The sequence below is a fragment of the uncultured Sphingomonas sp. genome, from assembly GCF_964244235.1.
In the GTDB taxonomy this organism is placed as follows: domain Bacteria; phylum Pseudomonadota; class Alphaproteobacteria; order Sphingomonadales; family Sphingomonadaceae; genus Sphingomonas.
The window spans coordinates 1-11,600 of the sequence record NZ_CAXTII010000083.1 but is presented as its reverse complement, the minus strand read 5'-3'; the positions used below and the strand labels follow the sequence as shown (position 1 = coordinate 11,600).

The 11,600-nt window shown below is 66.1% G+C and carries 14 protein-coding genes; 2 read left to right on the top strand and 12 right to left on the bottom strand.

Translation table 11 applies throughout. The annotated features are described in order from the left end of the window. The 9 genes from ACFE7D_RS12235 to ACFE7D_RS12195 all read right to left on the bottom strand — a co-directional run. On the bottom strand, window positions 1-317 hold a 317-nt coding region (locus ACFE7D_RS12235), incomplete at its 3' end, for an MFS transporter (protein ID WP_375395696.1). Window positions 318-404: 87 nt separating this feature from the next. After that, window positions 405-833 (bottom strand): hotdog fold thioesterase, encoded by a 429-nt coding sequence (locus ACFE7D_RS12230; protein WP_375395695.1) that lies wholly within the window; start codon window positions 831-833, stop codon window positions 405-407. A gap of 21 nt (window positions 834-854) precedes the next feature. Continuing rightward, window positions 855-1,742 carry a VOC family protein gene (locus ACFE7D_RS12225; protein ID WP_375395694.1) on the bottom strand — a complete coding sequence of 296 codons (888 nt, stop codon included), beginning with the start codon at window positions 1,740-1,742 and terminating at the stop codon, window positions 855-857. A 35-nt stretch (window positions 1,743-1,777) separates the two neighbouring features. Beyond that, a complete protein-coding gene (locus ACFE7D_RS12220) occupies window positions 1,778-2,968 on the bottom strand; it encodes an acetyl-CoA C-acyltransferase (RefSeq protein ID WP_375395697.1) in 1,191 nt (396 codons plus the stop codon). 2 nt (window positions 2,969-2,970) lie between these two features. After that, window positions 2,971-3,810 (bottom strand): amidohydrolase family protein, encoded by an 840-nt coding sequence (locus tag ACFE7D_RS12215; protein ID WP_375395693.1) that lies wholly within the window; start codon window positions 3,808-3,810, stop codon window positions 2,971-2,973. Window positions 3,811-3,819: 9 nt separating this feature from the next. Further along, window positions 3,820-4,596 (bottom strand): enoyl-CoA hydratase-related protein, encoded by a 777-nt coding sequence (locus tag ACFE7D_RS12210; RefSeq protein WP_375395692.1) that lies wholly within the window; start codon window positions 4,594-4,596, stop codon window positions 3,820-3,822. A 2-nt stretch (window positions 4,597-4,598) separates the two neighbouring features. Beyond that, complete coding sequence (locus tag ACFE7D_RS12205) at window positions 4,599-5,357, bottom strand: enoyl-CoA hydratase (RefSeq protein WP_375395691.1); 759 nt, start codon at window positions 5,355-5,357, stop codon at window positions 4,599-4,601. Continuing rightward, on the bottom strand, window positions 5,354-6,994 hold the full coding sequence (locus ACFE7D_RS12200) for a (2,3-dihydroxybenzoyl)adenylate synthase (protein ID WP_375395690.1): 1,641 nt from the start codon (window positions 6,992-6,994) through the stop codon (window positions 5,354-5,356). Before ACFE7D_RS12200 ends, ACFE7D_RS12205 begins: the two co-directional genes overlap by 4 nt. A gap of 17 nt (window positions 6,995-7,011) precedes the next feature. Next, on the bottom strand, window positions 7,012-7,809 hold the full coding sequence (locus tag ACFE7D_RS12195; RefSeq protein ID WP_375395689.1) for an SDR family NAD(P)-dependent oxidoreductase: 798 nt from the start codon (window positions 7,807-7,809) through the stop codon (window positions 7,012-7,014). Between the two features lie 128 nt (window positions 7,810-7,937). Between ACFE7D_RS12195 and ACFE7D_RS12190 the strand changes: the two genes are divergently transcribed. After that, a complete protein-coding gene (locus ACFE7D_RS12190) occupies window positions 7,938-8,615 on the top strand; it encodes a TetR/AcrR family transcriptional regulator (protein WP_375395688.1) in 678 nt (225 codons plus the stop codon). Between the two features lie 15 nt (window positions 8,616-8,630). On the opposite strand, the gene ACFE7D_RS12185 is transcribed toward ACFE7D_RS12190, so the two are convergent. Beyond that, complete coding sequence (locus tag ACFE7D_RS12185) at window positions 8,631-9,275, bottom strand: TetR/AcrR family transcriptional regulator (RefSeq protein WP_375395687.1); 645 nt, start codon at window positions 9,273-9,275, stop codon at window positions 8,631-8,633. Window positions 9,276-9,309: 34 nt separating this feature from the next. Next, window positions 9,310-9,651 carry an antibiotic biosynthesis monooxygenase family protein gene (locus tag ACFE7D_RS12180; RefSeq protein WP_375395686.1) on the bottom strand — a complete coding sequence of 114 codons (342 nt, stop codon included), beginning with the start codon at window positions 9,649-9,651 and terminating at the stop codon, window positions 9,310-9,312. A 248-nt stretch (window positions 9,652-9,899) separates the two neighbouring features. Here ACFE7D_RS12180 and ACFE7D_RS12175 point away from each other — a divergent pair, with 248 nt between their 5' ends. Next, window positions 9,900-10,400: a MarR family winged helix-turn-helix transcriptional regulator gene (locus ACFE7D_RS12175; RefSeq protein WP_375395685.1), complete on the top strand. Its 501-nt coding sequence runs from the start codon at window positions 9,900-9,902 to the stop codon at window positions 10,398-10,400. 1 nt (window position 10,401) lies between these two features. Here ACFE7D_RS12175 and ACFE7D_RS12170 read toward each other — a convergent pair. Continuing rightward, the coding region (locus ACFE7D_RS12170) for an MFS transporter (protein ID WP_375395684.1) at window positions 10,402-11,600 on the bottom strand (1,199 nt) is incomplete at its 5' end.

Genomic DNA, 11,600 nt, shown 5'->3' with positions numbered 1-11,600 from the left:
GCGAGCCCGACCGCCCAGATCGGCAGCGACACCAGGATGACGCGCCGGCCGCCATAGCGATCGGTCAGCCACCCCTGGATGGGCGCGAGCAGCATGATCGCCAGGGAACTGATCGATCCGCCGAGCGCAATTTGCGAGACCGGCCATCCGAATTCGGCATGAAGCGCGGGTAGGAACACGCCGAAGCACAGGATGATAATCGCGCTCGGCCCCAGCGCCAAGGCGAACATCGAGGCGCCCACCGTGCGCCAGCCGCCTGTGCCGCCGTCGTCACGCCGCGGCACGGCGGCGGTCTTCGCCGCCAATATCGTCGCCATGCATCCTCCGAATCGGTCTTTTCGATCATGATCGATATCTCAAACACCTTCAGTACACAACCTATACTGATCGGGCTAGTCTCGTATTTACCGGCAAGGGCGGACCGCCAGGGTGGCGCGCGACAGGCACACCAACCGCCCGTCCGAGTCGTGGATCCGGATCGTCCAGACTTGCGTGCTCCGCCCCATTGCCTCGACCGTTGCCGTGGCCCGCACGAAGCCGTTGCGGACCGCCCGGACGTGATTGGCATTGATCTCCATGCCGACGACATAGTGCTCCGCCGGGTCGAGCGTCAGCGTGCCCGCGACCGAGCTGGCCGTCTCGGCAAGTACCACCGATGCCCCGCCATGGAGCAATCCGAACGGCTGGTGCGTCCGCGCAGCTACCGGCATCTCGGCGGTGAGCCAGTCCTCTCCATACGCGACGAATCGGATGTCCAGAAAGCCGTTGAGGCAATCCGCTCCCAGTGCAGTCACCGCTGCGAGATCGATGGCGCCGCCATGCCAGATGTTCATGCGATCAGGTCCGTGTGGTGCTCAGGCATAGCCGCCCGTCTCGACCAGCCCGCTCATGAGTTCGACGGCGCGCGGCGACGGAGCGCCCGTGCCCCAGACATTGCCGTTGGCGGGTGTCCGCGCCCACTGCGCGGGTCGCCAGGCTTGGGGATCGGTGATCTGCAGCACGTCGCAGGTGAACTCGGGCACGAATTGGTCGGGATCCTGATAATAGCAGAAGACATTGCCGCCCGGGCCATGCCGCCCCGGTCCCCAGACGGGGATATGGCCCAATTGCTGCATCCGGCCGAAGCAGCGCATGAGGGAATCGATGTCGCCGCAATCCATCGCGAAATGATTGAGGCCAGCGGTCTCGCCGGGCGAAATGCCGATGCAATGATGCTGCGGCTGATCGCAGCGCAGGAACGTAAGAAGCTCGCGTTCGTAGGCGTCCGACACGGTGAAGCCGAGGATGTCCGTATAGAAGGCGACGAGCGCGGGCGCGTCGAGCGAGTTGAGGACGATATGGCTGAGGAACAGCGGGCGATCCTTAGCGGAGTGGACCTGGGGGCATTCGGGTCTCGCTACGAAGCGGAGCATGGTGCCGTCCGGGTCCCGGATGGCGAAGCCATATCCGTCGCGTTCAGCTCCAGGTGACTCGACGAGATCGACCCCGCTGCGCGCGAGAGCGGAGGCAGACGTATCCACGTCGGCAGCCGACCGCATCGCGAACAGCAAGCTGCCGAGGCCCCGAAGCTCGGCCTGACGCAGCCGCAGGTGCGGCAGCCCATCCGCATCGCCGCGCAGGGCGACACTCTGCTCCGATACCTCCAGTGGCGTCAGTCCGAAGGCCGAGGTGTAGAAATCGGTCATTGCCGGGAGACGGGTCGTGTCCAGCGTGATGCCGATGAGCGATATGATCGGTTGCATGTGTGTTTCCAGATTAGCCTGTACCTATCAGTGTATCATGATGCGAGGATTTCGAACAGGCCCGCGGCGCCCATCCCGCCCCCGATACACATCGTCACCACACCGTACCGCGCGCCGCGGCGACGGCCTTCGATCAGGAGGTGGCCGGTCATGCGCGCGCCGGACATGCCATAGGGATGGCCGATCGCGATCGCGCCGCCATCGACATTGATGCGGTCGGGATCGATGCCGAGCCGATCGCGGCAATAGACGGTCTGCACCGCAAACGCCTCATTCAGTTCCCACAGGTCGATATCCTCGACGGCCAGGCCGTGCCGGGCAAGCAGTTTGGGAACCGCCAATACCGGGCCGATGCCCATTTCGTCGGGCTCACAGCCGGCGATCGCAAATCCTCGAAAGACGCCAAGCGGCTGGATACCGCGCCGCTTCGCCGCCCCGGCCTCCATCACCACGCACGCGCTGGCACCGTCGGACAATTGGCTGGCGTTGCCCGCCGTGATCGAACCGGTCACGCCGGTTACGGCGTCGAGTGCCGCAAGGCCATTGATCGTGGTTCCGGGGCGATTGCCTTCGTCCTTGTGCAATGTGACGTCTTCATAAGTAGACCCAGGCGCGTCGGTTGCCGGCATTTCCTTGCGCGACTGCAGCGGCACGATCTCGCCGTCGAACCGCCCGGCAGTCTGAGCGGCAGCCGTCCGCTGCTGACTGGCGAGGGCGTACGCATCCTGCATTTCGCGCGAAATGCCGTATCGATCGGCGACGATCTGCGCTGTCGCGATCATCGGCATGTAGATCGCCGGAGCGACCGCCTCGAGTGCGCGCGACTTGCGGCGGAACTCGTTGGTATGCGCATTCTGCGCGAGCGAGATCGATTCGAGGCCGCCGGCAACGAACACCTCGCCCTCGCCAGCCAGGATGCGCTGCGCCGCCACCGCGATCGCCTGCAGGCCCGAGGCGCACATCCGACTGACGGTCAGCCCCGGCACCGACGCGGGCAGCCCCGCCGCCAGCGCCGACTGGCGCGCGATGTTGCCGCCGGTGGCACCCTCGGGCCGCCCGCAGCCCAGCACGACATCCTCGACCTCCGCGCCATCAACCCCAGCGCGGACCAGCGCATGGCGGACCACATGCCCGCCGAGCAGGCTGCCATGCGTGTCGTTGAACGCGCCGCGATAGGCGCGGCCGATCGGGGTCCGCGCGGTCGACACGATCACCGCCTCGCGCATCGTCACAGCCCCAGCACGCGCTCGGCGGCGCCGTGGAAAAAGCTCTCGAGGAACTCGTCCCTGAAGCCGAGTTCGTTCCATTCCTTCAGGAGGCGCGGATAGGGGATGCTCGGATAGTCGCTGCCGAACATCATCTTGTCGCGCAGGCGCCCGCGCATGTCGCGGATGATCTGCTCGGGCAGATATTTCGGCCCCCAGCCCGACATCTCCCAATAGACGTTGGCCTTGTGCAACGCGACCACCGTCGTCTCGTCGATCCACGGATAGCCGGGATGCGCCATGACGATGGTGAGATCGGGCATGTCGGCGGCGAGCGCGTCGATCGCGGCGGGGTGCGCGTGGCGCGTCTTTGCGCCCATGCCGCCCGGCATGCCCGCGCCCATGCCGGTCATGCCGACGTCGATCATCACCGGCACCTTGAGCGCGCTGATCTCCTCGAACAAAGGATAGAAGCGCGTATCGTCGACGCTGAAATGCTGCATGATCGGGTGGAAGTGAAAGCCGATCATGCCGAGATCGCGGACGGCGTACTTCGCCTCGTCGATCGCGAGCTGCCCCATCGTCGGCTCGACCGCGCCCCATGCGCCGATCATGCAATCGTGGCGGTCGCGCATGCCGGCGACATAGTCGTTCGAGCAGGGCGGCGTGGCGATGGTGGTGGAAAGATCGAGCGCGACGAGACACGCCTCGATGCCGTTGTCGCGAAACTCGGCGGCGACCTCGTCCTCCTCCTTCCACGTCCAGTCGCGCTTCCAATATTTGGCGAGCGCATCGACATAGGGACCCTGACAGTCGATCCAGGTCCTGGTGTTGGGATAGCAATGCAGGTCGATGATGCGCATCGTGATCTCCTATTGTCCGGCCCAGCGCGGGGGCCGCTTCTCGGCAAAGGCGCGGGGCCCTTCGATCGAATCGCTGCTCGCCTTGCGCCGTTCCTCGGCTTCGTAGGTCGCGGCCATCGCCTCGGGGAGCGGCTGGCCGAGCCCGGTCATGGCCGCTTGCCTGATCGCGCGGATCGCCAGCGGCGCGCAGGCGAGGATGTCCGCCGTCCACCCGGCCACCGCCGCGTCGAGCCGGTCGAGCGGCACCACTTCGTTGACGAGCCCGAGATCGTATGCGCGCGCCGCGCTCATGTCGCGGCCGGTGAGCAGATAGCCCATCGCGGTCTTGAGCGGCAGCTGGCGCGGCAGCCGGTGGACGCCGCCGGCGAACGGGATCAGCCCGCGCTTCGGCTCGGGCACGGCGAAGCAGGCGGTATCGGCGGCGACGATGATGTCGCACGCCAGCGCCAGCTCGAAGCCGCCGCCGAGCGCGACGCCGGCGACGCGGGCGATGATCGGCTTGGGATAATCGAAGCGATCGGTCAGCCGCGTGATGCGCCGCCAGCGGGCGTCGATCTCCGGGTTCGCGTCCGCCGCCAGCTCCTTCAGGTCGCGGCCGGCGGAAAAGGCCTTGTCGCCCGCGCCCGTCAGCACGACGACGCGGATCGTATCGTCGGCGGCGATCCGGTCGAGCGCCTCGCTGAGCGCGAGATGCGCGTGGCTGTCCATCGCGTTCATCCGTTCGGGGCGGTTGATCGTTATCGTGGCGACGCCGCCCGCGCTTTCGACCAGGATGGGCTCGGCCATCGTCAGCGCGCCGCGATCGTGGCCTGGAGGCGCTGGACGAGCTCGATGAACGGCGGCTCGTGGAGCGACCGCAGCTGCTCGCCCGCCTCGTGATCGAACGCCGTCCGGTGGTCGGCCCGCGCGGCCAGGCGGAGCGAGGCCTTGGTCCGGATCAGCAGATCGCGCGGCAGCGCCTCGCTCCGGCCCGCCAGCGCCACGGCGGCCTCGATCAGGCCGTCGGCAGGCACGACCCGCTGGACCAGGCCGATCTCCCGCGCCTCCTCGGCGCGCACCGGGCAGGCCAGCAGCAGCAGCCGCGCCGCCTCCGCCCAGCCGACCGCGCGCAACAGCATCCAGCCATGCCCGCCGCCGGGATGCAGCCCGATCTTCAGGAAGCGCGTGTCGAACAGCGCGTCCGCACCGGCGATCCGCATGTCGCAGGCCAGCGCCAGATTCAGCCCGGCGCCGATCGCCGCGCCGTTGACCGCCGCGATCGTCGGCAGGCCGCTGTCGGCGACGTCCATAAACGATTGGTAGACGGCGTGGAGCGCGTCGGTCGCGCCGTTCGCGGCGGCCTGGAGATCGTCGAGATCGGCGCCCGCGCAGAACGCCGGCGCCGCGCCGGTGATGACGATCGCCTTGACCGCGTCGTCGGCATTGGCCGCCGCCACCGCCGCGCTGAGCTCCCGGCACAGCTCGGGCGACAGGATGTTGCGGCGCTTCGGGTCGTCGAGCGTCAGGACGGCCACGGCGCCCTCGTGGCGGACGCGCAGCAGGCTCATGCGCCGGCGCCCATGCGCTGCGCGACGATCGCCACCAGATCTTTCTTGGAGACCTTGCCGAAGCTGCTCAGCGGAAAGCTGTCGAACGGCTCGATCCGCTCGGGATATTTATACTTGGCGAGTTCGAACTGGTCGAGGAAACCGGCCAGTTCGGGCACCGTCAGCGCCTGCCCGCCGCGCAGCACCACGCACGCGCAATTCTTCTCCCCCAGCACCGGATCGGGCATCGGTACGCAGGCGACATTCTCGACCGCCGGGTGGCGCAGGATCAATTCCTCGATCTCCTCGGCGCTGATCTTCTCGGCGCCGCGATTGATCAAGTCCTTCTTGCGGCCCTCGACCATGTAGTTGCCGGACGGATGCTGCCGCATCAGATCGCCCGAACGATAGAAGCCGTCGGGGGTGAAGGCGCGGGCATTGTGCTCGGGGGCCTGGTAATAGCCGCGCAGCGTATAGGGGCCGCGGCAGCACAACTCGCCGAGTTCGCCGAACGCGACCGGCCGGTCGTCCTCGCCGAGCAGCATGATCTCGTCGTCGGGGCAGATCTGGCGGCCGACCGTCTCCATCCGGACATCGGCGGGATCGTCGAGCCGGACGAACATCAGCAGCCCCTCCGCCATGCCGAAATTCTCCTGGACGGTGACGCTCTGGAACACGCTCGCGGTGCGCCGCCGCACCTCCGGCTGGAGCCGTTGCCCGCCGCTCTGGATGACCTTGACCGACGACAGATCGTGCTGCCCGGCGAGCTTGCTCTCGGTCCAGCGGATCAGCAGCGCGGGCACCGCATGGATATGGGTGACCCGGTGGCGCTCGATCAGCGGAAACACCTCCTCGGGGCTGGCGGCGGTATGCAGCACGGTCGCCGCGCCGGACAGCAGGAAGCCCTGCAGGCCCGGACAGGCGAGCGGCAGATTATGCCCGATCGGCAGCACGTCGAGCAGCACGCTCTCCTGGTCGATCGCGCAGACCGAGGCGGCCATCTCGCTGTTATAGGCATAATCATTGTGGGTGCGCGGGATCAGCTTGGGGATGCCGGTGGTGCCGCCCGAGAGCAGGAACAGCGCCGGATCGACCGGATCGATCGCGATCGCGTCGATATCGGCGGCGGGCCGCGTCGCCGGGCGATCGATCAGATCGGTCAGCGAGACGAAGCCTTCAGGCGCGGTGCCGAGGACGATGCCGTGCTTCAGGTGCGGCGCGCCGGCGCGGATCCGATCGACCATCGCGGTGAAGCTGAAATCGCGGTGCGCGTCGGGGGTGACCGTCGCCACGGCTTCCGCCGTCTCGACGAAGAAGCTGATCTCGCGGAAGCGATGCGGCGGCAGCGCCAGCACCGGGATCGCGCCGATCTTCTGCAGGGCGAAGTGGAGATAGGCGAATTCGATGACGTTCGGCATCTGCACGACCAGCCTATCGCGCGGGGCGATGCCGAGATCGAGCAGGTTGAGCGCGAGGTTGGTCGATCGATCGTCGAGCTCGCGGAACGTGACCGACCGGGTGGCGTCGATCAGCGCGGTGCGATCGGCGAAGCGGCCGCACCAGTCCTTGAACACGTCGCGGAGCGGCCGGTCGCGCCAATAGCCCTTGGCCCGGTAACGCTCGGCGAACTCCGCCGGAAAGGGAACGACGCCATCCATCTGGTCTTCTCCGGTCTCTAGCTGACGAAACTGTAACCGCCGTCGATCACGACGGTCTGACCACTGGTGAACATGAGCTGCGTTGCCAGCGTCAGCACCGCCGCGCCGACATCCTCGACGCGGGCGTTGCGCTTGAGCGGGGTCGCCTTGGCGCGCCGCTCCATGAGCCGCTCGTAATTGTCGCCGAGTGTGCGCTCCATCCAGTCCCCCTCGAGCCAGCCGGGCGCGACCGCATTGACCCGGATCGTCGGGCCGAGCGCGCCGGCAAGCGTACGCGTCATCGAGATGATCGCCGCCTTGCTCGACGAATAGGGCAAAGGTTGCGGTCCGGGGCGCAGGCCGACGATGCTGGCGGTGTTGACGATGCAGGCCTGGGGCATCGCCTTCAGCAGTCGCGTCGCGTGCTTGACGACGAGGAAGGTACCGCGGACGTTGACCGCGAACACGCGGTCGAAATCCTCGACCGCCATCGTGTCGAACTTGTTGGGGGGAACGTCGCTGGTGACGCCGGCATTGTTGACGAGCAGGTCGAGCCGGCCGCCGAACGCACGCTCGACCTCGGCGATCATCGCGATCACGGCGGCTTCCTCGCTGACGTCGGCGCGGATCAGCACGGTTGCTGCGCCCTCCGCCTCCGCCAGGCGCACGGTCTCGCGCGCCGCATCCTCGCTGCGGCTGTAATTTACCGCGACATCGTAACCGCCCCGCGCCAGGCTCGTGACGATCGCCCGCCCGATCCCGGTCGCCGCGCCCGTCACGAGCGCGACCGGCCTGTTCTCCTCCACCATCCGCTCCATTCCACTGTTTTCGATCACGATCGAAAATCAGAAACGAAGTTGCTTGTCAAGCGATACGGTACCGTGTCGTTGAGAGTGACGCGCCCGTGACCGTTGCCCGTAGCCGCAAACGATGCGACAGCGGATGAGCAATGGGAGATCGACATATGCCAAAGAAGGCAGCGGCCGAGGAGGAGCCGGGGGCAGAGCCGCCGGCGCCGCCGAAACGGCGGACGAGCCGCATCTATGTGCGCAAGACCGACATCGTGCTTACTGCCGCGGAGCGGGTGTTTCTGCGCGCGGGCTTCGCGGCGACGAGCATGGACGACGTCGCGGACGAAGCGGGTGTCTCCAAGCGTACCGTATACAGCAATTTCGGCAGCAAGGAGCGGCTCTTCGCCGAGGTTGTGGGCAAGCGATGCGCATCGGTCGTGCCTGATCCGGCGACGTTCGCGGCCGCGCTCGGCCAGCCTGTGGACGAGGGCTTGCGCCTGTTGGCGGTCGCTTTCCTGAAGGGCATCTTCCATCCCGCGCAGGTCGAGCTCTACCAGACGGTTGTCGCTGCCGTGCGGCGCCGGCCGGAGGTCGGCAGGATCATGTATGAAGGGCCGATCACGCAGTCGCAGCGCCTCTTCGCCGATTATCTACGCGTGCAGGCAGAGGCGGGCAAGCTGGCGCTGGACGATGTGGAGCTGGCCGCGTCGCAGTTGATCGCGCTGTTGAAGACCAACATCCACATGAAGCTGCTGTTCGGGCAGCCGGTGCGGATCGGGCCGAAGCTTATCGACTCGAGCGCGCGCGCCAGCGTCGAGCTGTTCCTACACGGCGCGCTGCCCCGCCGCTGAACGGCACTGTCCCGATCAGATGCCCAAAGCCCGCATCGGCAATGCCATCAGCCGGCGAAGTTCTGCGAGTCCGCGTGCCATGTCATGGGGCTGATCCGCTGCCCACTGTCTGACCGAAGAAGTATAGATTGCGAACAAAGTATCTGCCGCGGCCTCGACGTCCGTATCCCGGCAGACGCGGCGCGCCTGCATCATTGCAGCGATCCAGGCCGCGAGTTCGGTTCGCGCCTGGACGCGCCGCTTAAGGATGGTTTCCAGATGCGGATTGGCCGAATAGAATTCCAGTTGCTGCAGCGCGTGCCGACTCAGCGTTGGCACGGTTGCCCAGAAAGCGTAAAGGTGGCCCAGACCTGCCACCAGCTGATCGAGCAACGGTGCGTCGCCATCGACGTCCTCGAACAACGGCGGCAGCATCTTCAATTGCTCCACGAAGATCATCGCCAGCAGCCCCGACTTGTCGGTCGCGTAGGCGAAGACCGTCCCGAAGCCGACCTGCGCCACCTCGGCGATCTCGCGCAAAGTCGTGGCGTCGTATCCCTTTTCGACGAAAAGCCGCCGCGCGGCGTTGCGAATCGCCACCTCCTTGGCCTGCTTGTTTTGCTCGCGACGGCCGGGCGGCGCGGAAAGGGCCGCGTCTGGAACGATCGTGGCAATGCTCATCCAAGCTCCCTCATGCCGAATGATCGCCTCCGGCTCATGCGGCAGGCGGTATCGACGCGATCCAGTGCTCGGCGCGCTCGGCCGGCGCAAGCGCGTCCGCATAGACGTTCATGATGGCCTGGAATATGGCGGGATGCCCCTTGACCCCGGGTACTGAATATTCGGTCGGGTTGTAATCGTCGTGCGTGCTCTGCCAGTCCGCCGCGCTGGTCCACCGGGCGACGTTGATGAACTGGAACGTCTGGTTGCCCGTGCCGGTATTGCGATGAAGGTGGGTCTCGATGAAGCCTGGCTTCGTCTTGAACACCTCGGTCGTGAGCGTCCATTCGCGCAGGAAGTCCTCCTCCCGCTCCTTCGGCACCAGGAAAACGTTCATCAACGTCACGGCCATCATGCTCACCTTTCCGACGATTTTGCAACGCAGCATCTAAACCATCGGAGAGGTCCGGGCAATAACACTCTACTGACAAGTTTACACTAATCTGCGTCGGCAGCCGTGCCGTGACAACCATGGACGGCCGGAGCCGGGCATCGCATGGTTGTCACCGCACGGGCGCCTCGGCATAAGGCCGAGCTAAGCACGCGGCGTTGGCTTGCGAGCCAAAGTTGCGCGGGATTTTAAGAGTGAAGCGAAATCGGACAATCGCGCGGCGGCGGCCGGAAACGGCGGAGCCGGCGGCGGCGTCCGCAGAAGGTCCAAGGTTCGGCTGGTATATCCGGCGCATCTGGCGGCTGATACAGCGATCGCTCGAGCTGCGGCTGGCCGATGTCGGCTTGTCGGTGCCTCAATACATGATCCTGCGTGAACTGTGGTCCAATGACGGGATGACGCAGCGAGACATGGCCGCGCGTATCGGCATAAGCGCCGCAAGCGTCGTCCCGATCATCGATAGCCTGCAGAACCTGGGTTTCGTCGAGCGGGTGCCGAACCGCGAGGATCGGCGAAAGATCAATATCGTCCTGACGGCGCTGGGCCGTAGCTCGGAGGAGATGCTGGGCCCGATCGGCCATGCGGTAGGCGACGTCGCCTTGCACAATCTTGGGACGATCAGCCGCGACGAATTCTATGGCTACCTCGACCGTATCATCGTCGAGCTTGAGAATGATCAGGGAGCCACTGGATAGGTCAAACCCCCGTCGCGTCGGCGGGTCGGTCCCGCAACAGCAGCACGCACGACAAAACGACCACGGGCGGGATGCACATGACATAGAAGAGCGCCACCCGATCCAGCCCTAAATACAGGAGAAAACCGGCGACCAACGGGCCGAGGATGGCCCCAAGGCGTGAGCTGATATAAGTCAGGCTGCCCATCGCAACCTGCAGCTGGGAGGGGTAGCGGGTCGCGACGATTGCGGTCGTCCCGACTTGCGATCCAACGCCGAAAAGCCCGGCGAGCACCAGCACCGGATCGATCAGGTTCCCGAGCAGATGCGTCTGTCCAAGCAGCGCCACCATAGGAATAGCGCAGGCGTAACCGAATGCCGTGACCCGGATTACGCCCCACCTGTCCATCAGATAGCCGAACGTGAGAATCGCGCCGATCGCGCCGGCATTGAGATAGGCGCCTCTGATCGATGCCTCGCGCTCCGACGATCCGGCGCCGCGCAGCAACGCCGGAACCCATTGCGTGAGGAAATAGCCGAGCACCGCGCCGAACAGGATGGCGACCAGGACCGGAATCGTCGATCGGGCATATCCGCCGCGAACGAGTTCCCTGAAGGGCGCCCGTATGAACCGCGGCATTGCGCGGGAGGGAAGTTCGCCGGTGGCGACCGCTACCCCGCTGCGCCGCAACGTCTCGACGATGCGATCGTCGCCCACTCCCCGCCGGACGAGCGAGGACACCGACTCCCGCACGTTGAACCATATGATGGGAGCAATCACCAACGGCATGATGGCGCCGACCAGGAACGTCGCGCGCCATCCGAATTCGGGGGCAAGGCTCGCTGTCGTCAGGCCCGCCAGAATGCCGCCAAAAGGAATACCGCCGATGACGAAGGCGATCGAGCGTGCCCGTATGCTCAGCGGGATCGACTCCGCGATGGTGGCGAGCGTGAGCGGTATCGCCGCTCCAAGCCCAATTCCGGTCAGCAGCCTACAAACCAGCAATTCGGTGGTGTTTCCTGCGAATATCGTCGCGGCTGATCCGGCCGCGAACCAGAGTAAGCAAGCTGCAAGAAGCGAGCGACGGCTCACGCGTTTCCCGAGCGCGCTGGTCGCCGCGGCGCCCAATATTGCTCCAACCAGCGACGCGCTGAAAATGATGCCTAGCAACGCCGGATTGACCGACCACTCACGCTTAATGAACGGAGCCGCGAAGCTCA